This window comes from Antribacter gilvus, assembly GCF_003946865.1.
Taxonomy (GTDB): Bacteria; Actinomycetota; Actinomycetes; order Actinomycetales; family Cellulomonadaceae; genus Antribacter; species Antribacter gilvus.
Genome location: NZ_QXTH01000008.1, coordinates 190,330 through 209,216 on the forward strand (window position 1 = coordinate 190,330; position 18,887 = coordinate 209,216).

The window sequence follows — 18,887 nt, forward strand, 5'->3', positions numbered from 1 at the left end:
TCACCTCCGCAGCGCCACCCACTCCTCGTCGGTGAGCAGCCGGGACCGGATGAGGAAGCGCACGCCCTCCGGCGCCTCGACGCTGAACCCGGCGCCCCGCCCGGGCACCACGTCGATCGTGAGGTGGGTGTGCTTCCAGTACTCGAACTGCGCCCGGCTCATCCACACCGGCACCGTGAACCCGGGCAGCTCCAGGTCGCCGAGGTGCACGTCCGCGTCTCCGGTGAGGAGCTCCCCCGCGGGGTAGCACATGGGCGAGGACCCGTCGCAGCACCCGCCCGACTGATGGAACATGAGCTCGCCGTGCTGCTCCCGGAGGCGCGCCAGGAGCGCGGCCGCGGCGTCGGTCACGGCGACCCGGGCGGGCGCACCGCCGTCGGGCCCAGCGCCCGCGGCCGCACCCATCAGAAGAAGCCCAGCTTCTGCGGCGAGTAGGAGACCAGGAGGTTCTTGGTCTGCTGGTAGTGGTCGAGCATCATCTTGTGGTTCTCGCGGCCCACGCCCGAGCCCTTGTACCCGCCGAACGCCGCCGCGGCGGGGTACGCGTGGTAGCAGTTGGTCCACACGCGCCCGGCCTCGATGGTGCGCCCCGCCCGGTACGCCTGCTGCCCGCTGCGGGTCCAGACGCCGGCGCCGAGCCCGTAGAGGGTGTCGTTGGCGACCTTCATCGCGTCGTCGAAGTCGCTGAACTCCGTCACGGCGACCACCGGCCCGAAGATCTCCTCCTGGAAGATCCGCATCGAGTTCTTGCCCTCGAAGATCGTGGGCGTGACGTAGTACCCGCCCGCGAGGTCGCCGTCGAGCTCGGCCCGGGTGCCGCCGGTGAGCACCTTCGCACCCTCGGCCTTGCCGATGTCGATGTACGACAGGATCTTCTCGAGCTGGTCGTTGGACGCCTGGGCACCGATCATCGTGTCCGTGTCGAGCGGGTTGCCCTGCACGATCGCCTCGGTGCGCGCGACGGCGTCGGACAGGAACTGCCCGTAGATGTCCGACTGGATCAGCGCCCGCGACGGGCACGTGCACACCTCGCCCTGGTTGAGGGCGAACATGGTGAACCCCTCGAGGGCCTTGTCGTAGAAGTCGTCGCGCTCGGCGGCGACGTCGGAGAAGAAGATGTTCGGCGACTTGCCGCCCAGCTCGAGCGTGACCGGGATGATGTTCTGCGACGCGTACTGCATGATCAGGCGCCCGGTGGTGGTCTCGCCCGTGAAGGCGATCTTCCGGATGCGCGACGACGACGCGAGCGGCTTGCCCGCCTCCACCCCGAACCCGTTGACCACGTTGACGACGCCCGGCGGGAGCAGGTCCCCGATCAGGTCCATCAGGTAGAGGATCGACGCCGGCGTCTGCTCGGCGGGCTTGAGCACCACGGCGTTGCCTGCCGCGAGCGCCGGCGCCAGCTTCCACACGGCCATGAGGATGGGGAAGTTCCAGGGGATGATCTGCCCCACCACGCCGAGCGGCTCGTGGAAGTGGTAGGCGATGGTGTCCTCGTCGATCTCGCTGATCGACCCCTCCTGCGCGCGGATCGCGCCCGCGAAGTAGCGGAAGTGGTCGATGGCGAGCGGCAGGTCGGCGGCGAGGGTCTCGCGCACGGGCTTGCCGTTCTCCCAGGTCTCGGCGACGGCGAGCTCCTCGAGGTGCTCCTCCATGCGGTCGGCGATCCGGTTGAGCACCAGGGCGCGCTCGGTGACGCTGGTGCGTCCCCAGGCGGGGGCAGCGCCGTGGGCGGCGTCGAGGGCGGCCTCGATGTCGTCGGCGTCGCCGCGTGCCACCTCGGTGAAGGTGCGCCCGTTGATGGGGCTGGGGTTCTCGAAGTAGCGGCCGTTCGCCGGTGCGACGTACTCGCCGCCGATCCAGTGGTCGTACCGCTCCCGGTAGGTGGCGATAGCCCCGGCGGTGCCGGGGGCTGCGTAGACGGTCATGGTCTGCCTCCTCGCAGTGACGTCCGGCGTGGTGGTTGCCCGACGCCGGCCTGTCGCCCGGGTGCACCGTCGCACCCGGGGGTTGCACGCACGGTAGGCACGCGGGGGTTGCAGAAGGGTTGCAGGTCGGTCACGGCCGGTTGACGTGCGCAAACACCCGGCCGGGCGTGACACAAGGGAGACGGGAGCGTGACCGCAGCGTGCTGTCTCACGGTGCGGTCGCGACCTCAGACTGAGGCACACCACGACCGGAAACGAGGTACCGCGATGACTGCAGCACCCCACCGGACCATGACCCCGCGGGGCGGGGCCGCCCTGCTCGGCGCGACGACGGCCCTCGGGCTCGTCCTCGGGCTGGCCGCCTGCTCGGGGACGGGCTCGGGCACTGCCGAGTCGGCCGTCGACGTCGCGGCCCCGGCGCCCCTGACCGACGACAGCTGGCGCGACGTCCCCACGGAGGCGCAGGAGGAGTACGACGACTCGCCTGAGACGCCCTTCAAGGACGTCGCCACGAGCCCGCTGTCGACGTTCTCGTCCGACGTCGACACGGCGTCGTACAGCAACCTGCGCCGCCAGGTGAACGAGGGTGTGGCGCCCGAGGGCGTGCGCATCGAGGAGCTGGTCAACTACTTCGACTACGACTACCCGGCCCCGCGGGCGGGCGCTGAGGACCCGTTCTCGGTGACGACGCAGGTCGCTCCGGCGCCGTGGAACCCGGACCACCAGCTCGCCATGGTGGGGGTCCAGGCCACGGAGGCGATCCCGACGTCGGAGGGCAACAACATCGTCTTCCTGCTCGACGTCTCGGGCTCGATGGACGAGCCCGACAAGCTGCCCCTCCTGGCCGAGTCGTTCGCCCTGCTGGTGGAGCAGCTCGACGAGGACGACGTGGTGTCGATCGTGACGTACGCGGGCTCAGAGCAGGTCGTCGCGGACTCTGTGCGGGGCTCCGAGCGCGAGGAGCTCGTGGACCACCTGCGCGACCTGGAGGCGGGCGGGTCAACGGGCGGGGCGGCCGGCATCGAGACCGCGTACGAGCTCGCGGAGAAGAACTTCATCGAAGGCGGCAACAACCGCGTCATCCTCGCCACGGACGGCGACTTCAACGTGGGCCCCTCCTCGCCGGAGCAGCTCACCGAGCTGATCGAGGAGAAGCGCGAGACGGGGGTGTACGTCTCGGTGCTCGGCTTCGGGATGTACAACCTGAAGGACAACCTGATGGAGGCGATCGCCGACAACGGGAACGGCAACTACGCCTACATCGACACGCTGGACGAGGCGCGGAAGGTCCTGGTCGACGAGTTCGGCTCGACGATGTTCGTGGTGGCGCAGGACCTCAAGCTCCAGATCGAGATGAACCCGGCCACCGTGGCCCGGTACCGCCTGATCGGCTACGACAACCGCCGCCTGGAGAACGAGGACTTCGAGAACGACCTGAAGGACGCGGGCGACGTCGGGGCGGGGCACTCGGTCACGGCGTTCTACGAGCTGGTCCCGGCGGACGGTGTCGCGGTCACCGACGACGGCCTGGACTACCAGGACACGCAGGCGGGCGACAGCACCGACTTCATGACGGTCCACCTCCGGTACAAGCAGCCGGGCGGCGCGGAGAGCACCGAGGTGGTGGTCCCGGTCCCGCAGGACGCGTTCACCACGCGACCGTCGGACGACTTCGTGTTCGCCTCCGCGGTCGTGGAGTTCGGCCTCATCGCGATCGACTCGGAGCACAAGGGCGAGGCCAGCCTCGACGCGGTCGAGGAGCGGGCGGCCGAAGCCCTCGGCGACGACCCGTACGGGCTGCGGAAGGAGTTCGTGGGGCTGGTCGCCGAGTTCGGTCGCCTCGACTGAGGACGAGGTCGCTCCCTCGGCGTCAGGCGAGCGTCCTGTCCAGGATCGCCAGGTGCGCCCGGGCCCGCGTGGCCGGGGGCGTACCTGGCTCGGCCACCCTGGCCAGGCGGGTCCAGGCAGCGTGGTCGTCGGTGCCCTCGTCCCGGCCCACCCAGGTGAGCAGCGGTCCGACGTCGTCCGCGGCGAGCACCGCGGCCCGCACCTCGGCCTCGAGCTCGGCGCGCAGCCCCTCGACGCCTGGCGCGCCGGACCGCCGGAGCAGCGGCTCGGGGTAGGCGTCGAGGGCGCCGGGGACGTCACCGCGCGCGAGCCGGTCGCGGACCCGCTCGACGTCGCTGCTCAGCCGCCCCGCGAGCCGGTACGGCCGGGACCCCGCCAGCAGCGGCCGGCCCAGCGCCGCCTCGCCGACCCTGCGCAGGCGGGACATCTCGGCCCGGACGGCGACGAGCGACAGGTCGCCCGGGTGGAGCAGGACGGCCAGCTCCTCGGCCCCGAGCCCTCGCGGGTGCTCCGCGAGGAGCAGCAGGATCTCGGCATGCCGCAGCGACAGGGCCCGCCCGCGCAGCGTGGGCCTGCCCAGCACCCGGAGCGCCGGCGACGCGTCCGCCTCCACGACGCTCCCCACCCCGCCGTCACCCGGGACGAGCCGGTGCTCCCAGGGCGCGCGACCGGCGTCGGGCCGCGTGGCCAGGGCCGCGAGCTCGCGCTCCACGCTCGCCACCGTGGCGCGGACGAGCGAGAGCGCCACGGGCGAGGCCGCGGCGCGGCCGCCCGTGAGGTCGAGGACGCCGAGGAGGTCCCCGGTGGCGGGATCGTGCACCGGGGCTGCCGTGCAGCACAGGTCCTGCACCGGACGCGCGAAGTGCTCGGCGCCGACGACCTGGACCGGGCGGCGGGTCGCGAGGGCCGTGCCGGGTGCGTTGGTGCCGACCCGCTCCTCGCGCCACACGGCGCCCTCCACGAATCCCACGCGGTCGGCGGCGCGGCGCGTGCTCCCGCTGCCCTCGACCCAGAGGAGGCGGCCGGCGTCGTCGGACACGGCGAGCACGAGGCCGTCGTCGGTCACGCCGCCCACCAGGTCACGCACCAGGGGCATCGCCGCCGACAGCGGGTGGTGGCTGCGGTACTCCTCCAAGGAGTGCGTCGGCAGGCCGCTGTCGGTGCCCAGCGCATCGGGGTCCACGCCGTTGCGCAGGCTGCGTCGCCAGGACGCGGCCACGACCGGGTCGACCCCCACGGGAGCACGGGCACCGCCCGACCCCACGAAGCTCTCGTAGGCGGCCCGCACCTCGCGCGGGTCGCTGCGCACCGCACGGCGGGACGCGCCGTCACGACCAGAACCGTCCGTGAGCATGCTGCCTCCGACTGCGTCCGACGTCGTCGTCGGGCTCCGGTCAGTGTAGGCGCGCGGACCGGTCATCAACAGGTTGTCCACCGGTCGGGGGCGGGTTTTCCACCACATCAGCAGCCTTATCCACAGATGTGGGCCAGATCACACCTCCACCGCGCGAAGGTCGCGATCCAGTCCTAGCCTCTCTCCATCGAGGCCGCCCGCCCCGGCCTTCCGGGGGGATCGTCGGGGCGGCGGCCCGTCACCACGGACGCCTCAGGGCGGCCTCGAGCGAGCCATGAGCTCGGCATGCACGGAAGACCGAGTCGTTCGGGGGGACGAGTTGGACGCCAGCACTGCCACCACACAGGTCCGGGCCACAGGTACGGACACCACCGATCCGGGGGACGCCGCCGAGGCGGGCGAACCTCTCAGACACGAAGATCCGTCGGGCACGCCTGACCTCGCGGGGGCGCGAGGGCGCCGCCCGTGGGTCGCCCGGGCGGCGGTCCTGACCACCCTGGCCCTGGCGGTCTGCCTCGGGGCCGGCCTCTGGGCCGCGGACGCCCGGGCGGGCACCGCGGAGCGCCTCGAGTCGCTGAGCACCGAGCTCGACCAGCAGGTCGAGATGACCAGGCAGTCCGTGGCCCACCTGACGACGGTGATGGACATCGCCGAGTCGGTGTACGAGCTGTCTCCGGACGCGGACCCGGAGGCGCGTGAAGCCCTCGCCGAGGCGCTCACCGCCGCGCGCTCCGTGACGGGCCAGCAGGTGGCCGACGAGAGGCCGGGCTCCGTGACGCAGGCCAGGGCGCGGCTCCAGCAGGCGACGGACATCCGGACGTCGCTCGACTGGGCGTCCGACGACCTGGTCGCGGCGCTGGACCAGGTCCGCCGGAGCGTCCCGCACCGCCTCGTCCTGGAGGCTGCGGGCAGCACCGGCTGAGCCGGGGCCGCGGTCGGCCGGGCCCCCAGCGGGTCCGGCCGCGGCCAGGGACTGTTGCCAGGCCCGCAGGTGTTCCTAGGGTGGAACTGCACAGCACCACCGAGGAGGAACACCATGCCCGCTCCCACCGACCCGGCGCAGAAGCTCGCGGAGTACGCCCACCCCGAGCGGCTCGTCACCACGCAGTGGCTGGCGGACCACCTGAAGGACCCGGAGCTCGTGGTGGTGGAGTCCGACGAGGACGTGCTGCTGTACGAGACCGGGCACATCCCGGGAGCGGTCAAGGTCGACTGGCACACCGAGCTCCAGCACCCGGTGGTCCGTGACTACCTGGACGACGAGGCCTTCGCCGGGCTGATGCGCGCCAAGGGCATCGGCCGCGACACCACGGTGGTGCTCTACGGCGACAAGAACAACTGGTGGGCCGCGTACACGGCGTGGGTCTTCACGCTGTTCGGGCACCGGGACGTGCGGCTGCTCGACGGCGGGCGCGGACTCTGGACGGCCGAGGGCCGCGACCTCACCACCGACGTCCCCGCGCGCGAGGCGGCGGAGTACCCGGTCGTGGAGCGCGACGACCGCACGATCCGCGCCTTCAAGGAGGACGTCCAGGCGCACCTCGGGCTGGGCCCGCTCGTCGACATCCGCTCGCCCCAGGAGTACACGGGCGAGCGCATCTCCATCCCGGACTACCCGGAGGAGGGCGTGCTGCGCGGCGGCCACATCCCGACGGCGCGCAACGTGCCCTGGGCCAGGGCGGTCGCCGAGGACGGCACCTACAAGACCCGCGCCGAGCTGGAGGCGATCTACACGGCCGGCCTGGGCATGTCGCCGTCCGACGACGTGGTGACCTACTGCCGCATCGGCGAGCGGTCGTCGCACACGTGGTTCGCCCTGACGTACCTCCTGGGCTACGAGAACGTCCGCAACTACGACGGTTCCTGGACCGAGTGGGGCAACGCCGTCCGCGCGCCCATCGCCCAGGGCGAGGAGCCGGGAGAATGGGTGGCATGAGCACGTCCACCATCCCCCTGCCCGAGGCGCTCGCCGAGCTCCGCGACGCGTTCCTCGACACCCCGGAGAAGGAGCGGCTCCAGCTCCTCCTCGAGGTGTCGCGCGAGCTCCCGCCGCTCCCCGCCCGCTACGCGGACGCGCCCGAGCGCCTGGAGCGCGTCCAGGAGTGCCAGTCCCCGGTCTACGCCATCGCCGAGGTGTCCGACGACGGACTGGTCGCCTTCCACGCCAGCGCACCCGAGGAGGCTCCCACCACGCGTGGCTTCGCGTCGATCCTGGCACAGGGGCTCACCGGCCTCACCGCGCAGCAGGTCCTCGACCTGCCCGACGAGCTGCCGCTGATGTTCGGCCTCACACGGTCCGTGAGCCTGCTGCGCCTGAACGGCATGGCCGGCATGCTGACGCGCGCCAAGCGCCAGGTGCGCGAGCAGCTGGCGGCCCGGACGGTCTGACTACCTCGGCGGGAGCGAGCCCCAGCAGGGGCTCACTCCCGGCCGAAGGCCTTGCGCAGCTCGTCCTTCGCCTTCTCGAGCACCTCGCGCTGGTCGTCGTCCAGATGGTCGCCGGCGCGGTTGACGTAGAAGGTGAGCATCGACATCGCCGACTGGTAGGGGGTGCCCTTGCGGCGGTCGCTGGCCTCGGCGGACCGCTTCAGCGAGGCCGCGATCCGCACGGGGTCGTCCCACGTGAACACGCCCTCCTCGAGGTCGAGCGCGTCGCTCTTCTCGGTGACCTGGTGGGACCACCGTTCGGGCTCGTCGTTCTTCTTCGACATCTGACCATCGTGCGCCGACGGCGGCCCGCTCGCCCCCGGTCGGGGAGCGGTGGTGCGCACTCCGGCGGCTTCACCACCCTCACAGACCTGAAGGCCTTCGCCGTGCGCGGCTACCTCGACACCTTGCGCAAGAACAGCCACAACCTCCTCGACGGACTCGTCGACGCGCTCAGCACACCTGGCAGTCTCCTAAAGTCCTGAACGGTGACGATCGAGATCGAGGTCAAGATTGTGCAGCCTATTCAGGTCGATACCATTCGTCGCCCCCCGCGAGAGACTGTCGCAAGTACCTCTCAAGGCTTGACGAGACCCAGCGGCGACTATCGGTTTCATGCTCCCAGACAAAAACATCACGCCGTCGCTGCCGGTCGACGAACGCGAACTGGTCTCCGCCGCCGTCGTCGCCAAAGAACACGAGCCCGTCGAACGGCATGTAGAGAGAACCCAACACTGCGTCCGTTCGAAATCGGTTATTGACCTCAACAATCTGACGCAAGGGCCAAACCGCAGCGACACCAAGCGCTCCCTTGACACCGCCACATTCGCTGAGCAGCGAGGCCAAGTCCTCCGGAACCCGCGAGCCCAAAGCGCGCGCGGCTTCATCGAGGGCTCCAGGACTCTCTGGCGGACCAACCACCGCACCTGCGAACGAGCTATAGATCAGATCAGCCCACACGTCGTCCCCTCATCGGACAATTGGCACACCCAACCATGATCTTGGCGAACCCTTGGCGCGAACGCGCATCAGGGAAGTCGTCCACGAAAGTCGCATAGTCCAAAACTTGCTGCCGAGTGGCCGTTTCATTCGATCTATAGAAGCCGATCCAGAGGATTCGGATATTGCTCCGGTCAGAAGTCGAAGAGGTCCTCGAGGAAGGACTCCTTCTTCTTTTTCTTGTGCCCGTAGCCGCGCTCGTCCCGGTAGCGGTCGTCCCTGTATCGCTCGTCCCGGGAGCGGTCGTCCCGGCGCTGGTCGTAGCCGGGCTGGGGGTAGCCCTGCGGCTGCGGCGGGTAGCCCGGCTGGGCGTAGCCCGGGGCGGGCGGCTGCTGCGGGACAGGCGGGGCAGCGGGGGCGGGCGACCCGTAGTCCGGGACGCCCCGCGCGGCGCCGCCGCTCTCGGCCTCGACGCGGTCGATGACCTTGTCGAGCTCCCCGCGATCGAGCCAGACCCCGCGGCACTGCGGGCAGTAGTCGATCTCGACGCCCTTGCGCTCGGTGATGACCAGTGTTGCCTGGTCGACTGGGCACAGCATGGGTGGCCTCCTCGTCGTGGTCCGTACTCAGGTGCCAACGGTCCGCGCCGCCGTCCGGTTCCCGTCCGCCTCGATCCCGGCCATGCCCGTTCCGAGCGAGATGGGTGAAACGAGGAATCTCTCCGTCTCGCCGTGGTTTGTCGCGACCAGGGCTTGCTAGGGTCCGGCGGGCGACGGCCGTCGTGGCGTGCACGGCGGCCGGGCCGACGGAACGGAAGAGGGACCGGGATGGGACTGTTCGACAAGATCAAGGGCGAGCTGGTCGACATCGTCGAGTGGCTCGACGACAGCCGCGACACGATCGTCTGGCGCTTCCCGCGCTACGAGAACGAGATCAAGATGGGCGCCCGCCTCGTGGTCCGCGAGTCGCAGGCCGCGGTGTTCGTGAACGAGGGACTCGTCGCCGACGTCTTCGAGCCCGGCACCCACACGCTCGAGACGCAGAACCTGCCGATCCTGTCGACACTGAAGGGCTGGAAGCACGGCTTCCACTCCCCCTTCAAGGCGGAGGTCTACTTCGTCAGCACCCGGCAGTTCACGGACATGAAGTGGGGGACGCAGAACCCCGTGATCATGCGTGACGCCGAGTTCGGCATGGTCCGTCTCCGGGCCTTCGGCGCGTTCTCGGCACGGGTGGTGGACCCGACCAAGCTGCTCCGGGAGCTGGTGGGCACCGACCCGCAGTTCCGCACGGGCGAGGTCCAGGAGTTCCTCCGCCAGAACATCGTCAGCCACCTCGCCACCGCCCTGGCCCAGGCCGGGATCCCCGTGCTCGACCTCGCCGCCCACCAGGCGGACCTCGGGGACAAGCTGGCGACCGCGCTCACCGACGAGCTGGCCGACCTCGGCATCGCCGTGCCGCGCTTCGTGGTCGAGAACATCTCGCTGCCCCCCGAGGTCGAGGAGTCGATCGACAAGCGCACCTCGATGGGCGTGGTGGGCAACCTCGACCAGTACACCAAGTTCCAGGCCGCCGAGGCTCTCGAGGCCGCCGCCGAGAACCCCGGCACCGGTACGGGCCTGGGGCTCGGCATGGGCATGGGGATGGGCCAGATCTTCGCCGGCGCCACCGCGCCCGCTCCCGCGGCGCCCGCTTCCGCCGCGCCCGCGGCGACGCAGACGCCCGGGGCGGCCGCCGCGCCGTCGGGCCCCCCGCCGCTGCCCGGGGCCGAGTGGTTCTGCGGCGAGGGCGGGCAGCAGGCCGGGCCGTTCGACCTGGCGGGCCTCTCCGCGCGGGTCGCCGCCGGCACGCTGACCGCCACCACGCTGGTGTGGAAGGCCGGGATGCCCGGCTGGGAGCCGGCGAGCGCCGTGCCCGACGTGGCGCGCCTGCTGGGTGCCACCCCGCCGCCCCTGCCGCAGGCCTGACCGGTGGCGTCCGTGACCGGCGAGCCCGCCGGGACTCATCACGCCTACCCGTGCTCCGCCTGCGGGGCGCGGGTGGAGTTCGCTCCGGGCGCGGGCGCGCTGACGTGCCCGTACTGCGGCCACGCGGAGGAGGTCGCCGCGGCGGACCGGGAGGTCCGGGAGCACGCGTTCGCCACGCTGGCCGCGACGCCGCGCGAGTCCGCGGCGGAGGTCTCCGCGCACGTGTACCGGTGCGGCAAGTGCGGGGCGACGACGGAGTCGGACCACCTGTCGCAGGTCTGCGGCTTCTGCGGGGCGCCGATGGTGGCGGAGGTGGAGGGCTCGGGGCTCGTGGAGCCGGAGGCGGTGCTGCCGTTCTCGGTGACCCGCGAGGCGATGCGGGGACACCTGCGGGAGTGGGTGGCGTCGCGGTGGTTCGCGCCGTCGGCCCTGAAGAAGGTGACGGAGACGGAGCAGGTGCACGGCGTGTACCTGCCGAGCTGGACGTACGACGCGCGGACCACGTCCGACTACGACGGCCAGCGCGGCGAGCACTACTGGGTGACCGAGACATACACCGAGACGGTGGACGGCAAGTCGGTGACCCGGACGCGGCAGGTGCAGAAGACGAACTGGTACCCGGCGTCGGGCACGGTGGCGCGGGCCTTCGACGACGTCCACGTGGCGGGGACGCACCGCGTCCTGCCGAAGCACGCGGAAAAGCTGGAGCCGTGGCCGTTCGAGGAGGCTGTCCGGTACCGGCCCGACTATCTCGCCGGCTACGAGACCCTCCGCTACGAGGTGGAGCCGGAGGCGGGGCTCGAGGCGGCCAAGGCCGTCATGGCCCCGGTCATCGAGTCGGACTGCCGCCAGGACATCGGCGGGGACGTCCAGCGGGTGCACAGCGTCGCCACGCGGTACGACGACGTGACGTTCAAGCTCTTGCTCCTGCCGGTCTGGATCGCCGCGTACCTGTACCACGGCACCACGTACCAGGTGCTGGTCAACGCCCGAACGGGTGAGGTCGTGGGCGAGCGGCCCTGGTCGGCGTGGAAGATTGCCGGCGCCGTGCTGGCGGGGCTGGCGCTGGTGGGAGGGATCGTCGCGGCGGTGCTGCTGAGCCGCTGACACCCTGCGCCGAGGTAGTGCGTTCGTCGGACGAAGGCACTACCTCGGCGGGCGGGCGGGCAGCGACAGCACGGGTCAGCGGGGGGTCAGCGCTGGACGCGCGCGCTGCCGCCCTGTGCCAGCTTCGCCACCTCGGCGAGGGTCGCCATCGTGGTGTCGCCCGGGGTGGTCATGGCGAGCGCCCCGTGCGCGGCGCCGTACTCCACGGCCTCCTGCAGCGAGCCGAGCTCCATGAGCCCGTACGCCAGGCCGGAGGCGAACGAGTCGCCGCCGCCCACGCGGTCGAAGATCTCCAGCTCGGCGCGGTGGGTGGCCTCGACGAAGCCCTCCTTGCGCGACCAGGCGACGGCGCCCCAGTCGTTGCGGGACGCGGACCGCACGCCGCGCAGCGTCGTGGCGACCACCTGGAAGTTCGGGTACTCGGCCGACGCCCGCTCGATCATCGAGCGGAAGGCGGCGGTGTCGAGGTCGGTGAGGTCGTCGTCGACGCCCTCGACCTCGAACCCGAGCGACGCGGTGAAGTCCTCCTCGTTGCCGATCATCACGTCCACGTGGCGGGCGAGTCGCCGGTTGACCTCCTGGGCGCGCTCGGTGCCGCCGATGCCCTTCCACAGCGAGGGCCGGAAGTTCAGGTCGTAGCTGACGATCGTGCCGTGCCGCTTGGCGGCCTGCATCGCGGCCTCGGCGACGTCGGCGGTCGACTCGGACAGGGCCGCGAAGATGCCGCCGGTGTGGAACCAGCGCACGCCGCTCGCGAACAGGGCGTCCCAGTCCACGTCGCCGGGCTGCAGCTGCGCCACGGCGGTGTTGCCGCGGTCGCTGACGCCCACCGCACCGCGCACCCCGAAGCCGCGCTCGGTGAAGTTCAGGCCGTTGCGGACGGAGCGCCCGATCCCGTCGTAGGCGCGCCACACCACGTGCGACGTGTCGAGGCCGCCGGTGAGCATGAAGTCCTCGACCAGGCGGCCGATCTCGTTGTCGGCCAGGGCCGTCACGATCGCGCCGCGCAGGCCGAAGCACCGGCGCAGGCCGCGGGCCACGTTGTACTCGCCGCCGCCCTCCCACACGTCGAAGGAGCGCGCGGTGCGGATGCGGCGGTCGCCCGGGTCGAGGCGGAGCATGACCTCGCCGAGCGCGACGACGTCGTACCGGGACTCGTCCGCGGGGCGGACGTCGAGGGAGCTCATCGGGCGGCCTCCGGGGTGGTCAGGGTCTGCGGGGCGGCGACGGCCACGGCCTCGCGGCTGCGGCGCGTGATCTCGGCGAAGTCGCCCGCGGCCACGAGCGACTTCTCGACCATCCACGAGCCGCCCACGGCGAGCACCGCGTCCAGCGCGAGGAAGTCGGGCAGGTTGGCGGCGCTCACGCCGCCGGTCGGCACGAACCGCACCTGCGGGAAGGGGGCGGAGAACGCCTTGAGGGCGGCGACGCCGCCCAGCACGCCCGCGGGGAACAGCTTGACGGTGGTCAGACCCAGCTCGAGGGCAGTCATGATGTCCGACGGCGTGGCGCACCCCGGCACGATCGGCACGCCGACCTCCTGCGCGCGGGCGACGACGGCGCGGCTGATGCCGGGCGAGACGAGGAAGCGCGCCCCCGCCTCGACGGCCTGGTCGACCTGCTCGGGCGAGACGATCGTGCCGGCGCCCACGAGGAGGTCGGGCCGCTCCTTCACGATGGCGGCGATCGCCGCGCGGGCGCCCGCCGTGCGGAACGTGACCTCGGCGACCGGCAGGCCGCCGTCGGCCAGGGCGTTGGCGACGGCGACGCCCTGCTCGGCGTCGTCGACCACGACGACCGGGACGAGGCGGGTGACGCCGAGGCGGTCGACCGTCCCCGCAGATGAGAGAGGTGGCTCCACTGACACCGTGACTCCGTTTCGCTATAGTGAACGCTTGTTGTTCATTGCGGAACTCACTTTAGCGGAACCCGACGAGAAGGACGTACCCGTGACCGACCAGCCCGCACCGAGCCCCCTGGGCAGCGTCGACAAGGCGCTGCTGACGCTGGACGTGCTCGCGCGCGCCGGCGCGTCCGGCACCGCCCTGGCGACGCTCGCCGCCGAGGTGGGCGCCAACAAGACGACCCTGCACCGCACGCTCGCCGCGCTGCGCCACCGGGGGTACGCGGAGCAGACGCCCGGCGGGCGGTACCGGCTCGGCACTGCGGCGCTCGCCCTCGGCGCGCTCTTCTGGCGGGAGGAGAACCTGCCCGACCTGCTGCGGCCCGCCCTCACGGCGATCTGCGCGGAGGTCGACGAGCTCGCCCACCTCGGCGCCCTGGCCGGGCGGGAGGTCGTCTACCTCGACAAGGTCGAGCCGCAGCGGGCGGTCCGGGTGTGGTCGGCGGTGGGGCGCCGTCGGCCCGCCGCGACGACGGCGCTCGGCCGCGCCTGGCTCGCCGCCCTCGACGCAGCGGCCCCGCTCGACCGGGCGACGCTCAAGGCGTACGCCGGGTCCGACACGACGGCGGCCCGCCTCCGCGAGGCTCTGGACTCCGCCCACCGGCTCGGCTACGCGAGCGAGGACGAGGAGAACGAACCGGGGATCGCGTGCCTCGCGGTGGCCGTCGTGCGGGGCTCCCACCCGGTCGCCGCCGTGAGCATCACGGCCCCGGCCGAGCGTCTGCGGGGCGTGGAACGGGAGGCCCGGGCAACCGCCCTCCTCCGCACGCTTCCGGGCCTGCTGCCCGCCGGGCTCGAGGTTCCCGGGGCGCGGACGCGCCCTGCCGGTGAGCCGGACCTGTGAGAGAGTTTCACCGGCAGCACCGGCAAGTCGTTGCCGGCATGACTGGTCCGGAGGTGCAGTTCGCATGACGGTCCTCGTGGCGTACAACGCGTCACCCCAGGGGGAGGCAGCCCTACGAGCGGCCGTCGCGGAGGCGGGGCGGCGCAAGCAGGAGCTGGCCGTCCTCGTGCTCACTCCGCAGGTCGCCGGGGCTGCGGTCCCCGCCGACCTCGCCCACCTGCTCGACACCGTCCCGAACGGCGTGCCGGTGCAACCGGTCGCCTACCGGACCGAGAGCCAGGACGTCGCGGACGCCATCCTGGACGAGGCCGAGCGGCTGGCCGCCGACCTCGTCGTGATCGGCTCCCGCAAGCACTCGACGGTGGGCACGTTCCTCATCGGCTCCACCACGCAGCAGGTGCTGCTCGACTCCCCCGCCCCCGTGCTGGTGGTCAAGGCCACCTACTCCTGAGCGGCGCCTCCCGGCGTCACGCGGTGGAGCACGACGACGCCACGGTGGACCGGGCGGTCCCTGCGCCGGTCGTCCGTGGCCACGTACTCGTCGATGACCTCCAGCAGCCGGCGGTCCAGCTCCGCCACCTCGTCGTCGGACAGGTGCAGCGCGAACATCGCGAACGTGGACATGCCGTCCGGGCCGGCCGCGAGGGCGTCCGTGAGGGCGAGCTGGGCCGGGCCGAACTGCAGGTCCGGCGCGACACCCTCCAGCGGGTCGCTCAGCCACCAGCTCCTGCCCGTCGAGCGGTAGGGCTTCTCGCGAGCGCCGCGGGCGCCGGACCGTGCCGGGAGCTGCTCGATCAGCCCCGCGTCGGCGAGGATCCGCACGTGGTACAGCATGGTCGCCGGGTCTGCCTCGAACCGGTCCGCGAGCTGCCGGTTCGTGAGCTCCTCCGTACCGAGCAGCCGCAGCACCCGCTGACGCAGCGGATGGGCCATCGCCCTGGCCTCGCCGGCGGTCGGGGGGCGACGCTCGGGCACGACGATGGGGTGGTCGGAGGCCATGCCAAGAGTCTAGCGAAAGTCATTTGAACTTTCCCAATCACTCGCTACGATCGGCATCATGACCGACGCCGCACCGCCCCAGCCCCGACCGCACCTGGGCGCCTCGTTCGCCAAGCTCTGGTCCGCCTCGCTCCTCTCGAACCTGGCCGACGGCGTGCTCAAGGTCGCGATCCCGCTCGTGGCCGTGCGGCTCACCGACTCGCCGCTGCTCATCGGCGCGCTCGGCGTCGCGATGGCCCTGCCGTGGCTCGTGTTCGCGCTGCCCGCGGGCGCGCTCGCCGACCGGGTGGACCGGCGCGTCGCGATGCTCGTCGCCAACGGGACGCGCGGCCTCGTCGCGGGCCTCCTCGCCCTCACCCTGCTGACCGACCTGGGCTCCATCTGGGTGCTCTACGTCGCCGGCTTCGTGCTGGGCGTGGCCGAGGTCCTGTACGACACCACCGCGCAGTCGATCCTGCCGCAGGTCGTCGACCGGTCCGCGCTGACCACCGCCAACTCCCGGCTGTACGGCGCCGAGACCGTGGCCAACCAGTTCGTGGGCCCGCCGCTGGGCGGCCTGCTCCTCGGCGCGGGCGTCGCGATCGCCGTCGGCGCCCCCGCGGCCCTCTGGGCCCTCGCCTTCCTCGCCCTCGCCTGGATCCCCGGCCGGTTCCGCGTGGAACGCACCGGACCCGCCACCACCCTGCGGAGCGACATCGCGGAAGGGCTGCGCTACCTCGCCGGGCACCGGGTGCTCCGCATGCTCGCCCTCATGACCGGCACCTCGAACTTTGCGTCGAGCGCGGCGTTCTCCGTCTTCGTCCTGTACGCCGTGGGCGAGGACTCGCCGATGGGGCTCACCGACTTCGGGTACGGCGTCCTCAACACCACCAGCGCCGTGGGCGCTGTGGCCGGCTCCTTCTTCGCGGCGTCGCTGTCCAAGGCGATCGGCCGCGCGTGGTCGCTCGGGCTCGGCGTCATCACGTTCACCGCCATGGTGGCGGTGCCCATCCTCACCAGCAACGCCTGGGTGATCGGCGCGGTGTGGGTGCTGTCCGGCGCCGGCGTCATGGTCTGGAACGTCATCGCCGTGTCGCTGCGGCAGCAGGTCACGCCCGACCGGCTGCTCGGCCGCATGAACAGCTGCTACCGCCTGCTCGCCTGGGGCACCATGCCGGTCGGCGCGCTGGTGGGCGGCCTGGTCGGCGAGGCGTTCGGGCTGATCGCGGTGTTCTGGGTGGCCACGATCATCTCGGCGCTGACCGGGCTCGGCCTGCTCGTCGTCACCGACAAGGCGATCGCCCAGGCGGAGGCCGACGCCGAGGAGCAGGCCAGGGCGCTCGCCGCCGCGGAGCCCGAGCAGGCCTGACGCGCGCCGGGGTCGAGCCCCGGCGGACGCGGCGCCGGACCTACCGCGAAGTCGCCGCCCGGACCTCCAGGTGGTTGCTCCACGGGTCGTCGAAGCGGAGGGTGGTGCCGTCGTCGGCCACGGCCACCCCGGCCCGGGTGAGGCGGTCGCGGAGGGCGGCCACGTCGTCGGCGGCCGGGACCTGGATGCCCACCGTGGCGAGGCCGAGCGTCGAGGCGCGCGGCCCGGCGCCGCGGCTGTTCCACGTGTTCATCGCCATGTGGTGGTGGTAGCCGCCCGCGGAGACGAACAGGGCGGTACCCATCGAGAACGTCTCCTCGAAGCCGAGGGCGTCCACGTAGAAGCCCCGCGCGGCGGGGACGTCGCCCACCTGGAGGTGCACGTGGCCCACGACGGCGCCCGCGGCCGCCACCGGCCCGGCGTCGGGGCGGGCGTCGGGGGCGGTGGTCACCAGCTCGCGCGCCTGGTCGGTGAGGTGGTCGCGGAGGAACGCGTCCGGGTCCAGGTACAGCGAGGCCATCCGGATCCGGTCGCCGTCCCACCCCCACGAGTCCCGCGGGCGGTCGTGGTACAGCTCGACGCCGTTGCCCTCCGGGTCCGTGAAGTAGAAGGCCTCCGACACGAGGTGGTCCGCCGAACCCGTGAACGTGCTCGGCGCCGTCGTGGCGACCGAGGCGAGCGCCGCCGCGAGCCCAGCGGCGTCGTCGAACAGCACCGCCGTGTGGAAGAGGCCGGCCTCGCCCCGGCCCGGGCGGGGCAGCCCGGGTGCGCGGCGCAGGATCACGAGGGCCTCGCCGTCGCGGCCCAGCGCCGTCGCCTCGGCCCGCTCGGCGGGGGTCAGCGCGAGCGTCGCGGGCAGCTCCACCTGGTGCAGCAGGAGCGCGTCGCGGTAGTAGCGCGTCATGAGGTCGAGGTCCTCGACATGCAGCGTCACGGCCTGCATGGAGGTGTCGGGGGCGAGGTGGTCGGTCACACGAGGCACAACCATGCGTGGGTGGACGCCTGTTCCCGGCCCGGGAGGCCGTAGGTAGGCTCACCGCATGACCGCGGTCGGACTCGGGATCCCCACGTTGCGACCGTCGGCGCGCCCGGGAACCACCACCCGGCCGACGGCGGGGCCCGCCCGCCCGCGCCCCGACACCCCGTTCCTCGTGGACCGGTACGGCCGCGTGGCCCGTGACCTGCGGGTCTCCGTCACCACGGCGTGCTCCCTGCGCTGCACGTACTGCATGCCCGCCGAGGGCCTGCCCCTCGTGCCGCGCGACGAGCTCCTCACGCCGGGTGAGATCGGCCGCCTCGTCGGCATCGGTGTCCGCCTCGGGATCCGGGACGTGCGGTTCACGGGCGGCGAGCCGCTCATGCGGCGCGACCTCGTCGACATCATCGCGGCGTCGCGGGCGGCGGCGGACGCGGCCCTGGTGAGCACCTCCCCGGGTGACGCGAGCGCCCAGGGCGAGCGACCGGCGTCGGGCACCGTGCGGCTCGCCATGACGAGCAACGCCCTGGGGCTCGACAAGCGGGCCGCCGCTCTCGTGGCGGCGGGGCTCGACCGGGTGAACGTCTCCCTCGACACGGTGGACCGGGCCGCGTTCCGCACGCTGACCCGCCGCGACCGGCTCGACGACACGCTCGCGGGGATCCGCGCGGCCCTCGACGCCGGGCTCGCGCCCGTGAAGCTCAACGCGGTGCTCCTGCCGCAGACGCTCGACGGCGCGCCCGACCTCCTGGCGTGGGCCGTCGAGCACGGCTGCCACCTGCGGTTCATCGAGGAGATGCCGCTCGACGCGGACAAGACCTGGGCGCGCGCCGCGGTCGTCAGCGCGGACGACCTCCTCGAGCGCCTGGGCACGCGCTTCGCGCTCACGGAGGCCGGGCGCGAGGACCCGTCGGCCCCTGCGGAGGAGTGGCTGGTCGACGGCGGCCCGGCCACCGTGGGGATCATCGCGTCGGTCACGCGGTCGTTCTGCGGGACCTGCGACCGGACGCGGCTCACGGCCGAGGGCACCGTGCGGTCCTGCCTCTTCGGCGACCAGGAGACCGACCTGCGGGGGCTGCTGCGCGGCGGCGCCACCGACGAGGAGGTGGCCGACGCCTGGCGCGGCGCGATGTGGGCCAAGCCCCGCGCGCACGGCAGCGACGCGCCCGAGCTGGCGCCGGACGCCTTCGCCGAGACCGCCCGCACGATGGGCGCGATCGGCGGCTGACACACAACGGGTGATTCGT

At 72.5% G+C, this 18,887-nt stretch carries 20 protein-coding genes; 10 read left to right on the top strand and 10 right to left on the bottom strand.

Annotated elements, in window-relative coordinates; all coding sequences use genetic code 11:
* Positions 1-405: a DUF779 domain-containing protein gene (locus tag D1350_RS15050; RefSeq protein ID WP_125776839.1), complete on the bottom strand. Its 405-nt coding sequence runs from the start codon at positions 403-405 to the stop codon at positions 1-3.
* A complete protein-coding gene (gene adh / locus D1350_RS15055; RefSeq protein ID WP_125776840.1) occupies positions 405-1,928 on the bottom strand; it encodes an aldehyde dehydrogenase in 1,524 nt (507 codons plus the stop codon). Before adh ends, D1350_RS15050 begins: the two co-directional genes overlap by 1 nt.
* Before the next feature lie 267 nt (positions 1,929-2,195).
* Between adh and D1350_RS15060 the strand changes: the two genes are divergently transcribed.
* On the top strand, positions 2,196-3,776 hold the full coding sequence (locus D1350_RS15060) for a vWA domain-containing protein (RefSeq protein WP_206074556.1): 1,581 nt from the start codon (positions 2,196-2,198) through the stop codon (positions 3,774-3,776).
* 22 nt (positions 3,777-3,798) lie between these two features.
* Here the strand turns inward: D1350_RS15060 and D1350_RS15065 are convergent, their stop codons facing one another.
* A complete protein-coding gene (locus tag D1350_RS15065; protein ID WP_125776841.1) occupies positions 3,799-5,130 on the bottom strand; it encodes a GAF domain-containing protein in 1,332 nt (443 codons plus the stop codon).
* Between the two features lie 319 nt (positions 5,131-5,449).
* On the opposite strand from D1350_RS15065, the gene D1350_RS15070 reads away from it, so the two are divergent.
* From D1350_RS15070 to D1350_RS15080, 3 genes are all read left to right on the top strand, one after another.
* Complete coding sequence (locus tag D1350_RS15070; RefSeq protein WP_125776842.1) at positions 5,450-6,052, top strand: hypothetical protein; 603 nt, start codon at positions 5,450-5,452, stop codon at positions 6,050-6,052.
* A gap of 114 nt (positions 6,053-6,166) precedes the next feature.
* Complete coding sequence (locus tag D1350_RS15075; protein ID WP_125776843.1) at positions 6,167-7,066, top strand: sulfurtransferase; 900 nt, start codon at positions 6,167-6,169, stop codon at positions 7,064-7,066.
* Positions 7,063-7,518, top strand: a complete 456-nt coding sequence (locus D1350_RS15080) for a SufE family protein (RefSeq protein WP_125776844.1) — start codon at positions 7,063-7,065, stop codon at positions 7,516-7,518. Before D1350_RS15075 ends, D1350_RS15080 begins: the two co-directional genes overlap by 4 nt.
* A gap of 32 nt (positions 7,519-7,550) precedes the next feature.
* Here the strand turns inward: D1350_RS15080 and D1350_RS15085 are convergent, their stop codons facing one another.
* The 3 genes from D1350_RS15085 to D1350_RS15095 all read right to left on the bottom strand — a co-directional run bounded on the left by D1350_RS15085 (position 7,551) and on the right by D1350_RS15095 (position 9,095).
* Positions 7,551-7,841: a DUF3175 domain-containing protein gene (locus D1350_RS15085; protein ID WP_125776845.1), complete on the bottom strand. Its 291-nt coding sequence runs from the start codon at positions 7,839-7,841 to the stop codon at positions 7,551-7,553.
* A 238-nt stretch (positions 7,842-8,079) separates the two neighbouring features.
* Positions 8,080-8,517: an SMI1/KNR4 family protein gene (locus tag D1350_RS24930; protein ID WP_125776846.1), complete on the bottom strand. Its 438-nt coding sequence runs from the start codon at positions 8,515-8,517 to the stop codon at positions 8,080-8,082.
* Between the two features lie 173 nt (positions 8,518-8,690).
* Positions 8,691-9,095, bottom strand: a complete 405-nt coding sequence (locus D1350_RS15095; RefSeq protein ID WP_125776847.1) for a TFIIB-type zinc ribbon-containing protein — start codon at positions 9,093-9,095, stop codon at positions 8,691-8,693.
* 228 nt (positions 9,096-9,323) lie between these two features.
* Between D1350_RS15095 and D1350_RS15100 the strand changes: the two genes are divergently transcribed.
* Positions 9,324-10,463, top strand: coding sequence for an SPFH domain-containing protein (locus D1350_RS15100; RefSeq protein WP_125776848.1), 1,140 nt, complete (start codon positions 9,324-9,326; stop codon positions 10,461-10,463).
* A 3-nt stretch (positions 10,464-10,466) separates the two neighbouring features.
* Positions 10,467-11,570, top strand: coding sequence for a TFIIB-type zinc ribbon-containing protein (locus D1350_RS15105; RefSeq protein WP_206074557.1), 1,104 nt, complete (start codon positions 10,467-10,469; stop codon positions 11,568-11,570).
* 86 nt (positions 11,571-11,656) lie between these two features.
* Here D1350_RS15105 and D1350_RS15110 read toward each other — a convergent pair whose 3' ends face one another.
* Together D1350_RS15110 and eda are read right to left on the bottom strand one after the other, a co-directional pair.
* Positions 11,657-12,757, bottom strand: a complete 1,101-nt coding sequence (locus tag D1350_RS15110; RefSeq protein ID WP_125776849.1) for a sugar kinase — start codon at positions 12,755-12,757, stop codon at positions 11,657-11,659.
* On the bottom strand, positions 12,754-13,431 hold the full coding sequence (gene eda, locus D1350_RS15115; RefSeq protein ID WP_125776850.1) for a bifunctional 4-hydroxy-2-oxoglutarate aldolase/2-dehydro-3-deoxy-phosphogluconate aldolase: 678 nt from the start codon (positions 13,429-13,431) through the stop codon (positions 12,754-12,756). The genes D1350_RS15110 and eda overlap by 4 nt, the downstream gene beginning before the upstream one ends.
* 88 nt (positions 13,432-13,519) lie before the next feature.
* Between eda and D1350_RS15120 the strand changes: the two genes are divergently transcribed.
* Together D1350_RS15120 and D1350_RS15125 are read left to right on the top strand one after the other, a co-directional pair.
* Complete coding sequence (locus D1350_RS15120; RefSeq protein WP_164545178.1) at positions 13,520-14,317, top strand: IclR family transcriptional regulator; 798 nt, start codon at positions 13,520-13,522, stop codon at positions 14,315-14,317.
* A 64-nt stretch (positions 14,318-14,381) separates the two neighbouring features.
* A complete protein-coding gene (locus tag D1350_RS15125; RefSeq protein WP_125776851.1) occupies positions 14,382-14,768 on the top strand; it encodes a universal stress protein in 387 nt (128 codons plus the stop codon).
* On the opposite strand, the gene D1350_RS15130 is transcribed toward D1350_RS15125, so the two are convergent.
* Positions 14,759-15,316, bottom strand: coding sequence for a winged helix-turn-helix domain-containing protein (locus D1350_RS15130; protein WP_125776852.1), 558 nt, complete (start codon positions 15,314-15,316; stop codon positions 14,759-14,761). The genes D1350_RS15125 and D1350_RS15130 overlap by 10 nt on opposite strands.
* Before the next feature lie 58 nt (positions 15,317-15,374).
* Between D1350_RS15130 and D1350_RS15135 the strand changes: the two genes are divergently transcribed.
* Positions 15,375-16,664, top strand: a complete 1,290-nt coding sequence (locus D1350_RS15135) for an MFS transporter (protein WP_125776853.1) — start codon at positions 15,375-15,377, stop codon at positions 16,662-16,664.
* Between the two features lie 40 nt (positions 16,665-16,704).
* On the opposite strand, the gene D1350_RS15140 is transcribed toward D1350_RS15135, so the two are convergent.
* Positions 16,705-17,637: a VOC family protein gene (locus tag D1350_RS15140; RefSeq protein WP_240644121.1), complete on the bottom strand. Its 933-nt coding sequence runs from the start codon at positions 17,635-17,637 to the stop codon at positions 16,705-16,707.
* Positions 17,638-17,704: 67 nt separating this feature from the next.
* Between D1350_RS15140 and D1350_RS15145 the strand changes: the two genes are divergently transcribed.
* Positions 17,705-18,868 carry a GTP 3',8-cyclase MoaA gene (locus D1350_RS15145; protein ID WP_125776855.1) on the top strand — a complete coding sequence of 388 codons (1,164 nt, stop codon included), beginning with the start codon at positions 17,705-17,707 and terminating at the stop codon, positions 18,866-18,868.
* The last annotated feature ends 19 nt before the right edge of the window (positions 18,869-18,887 follow it).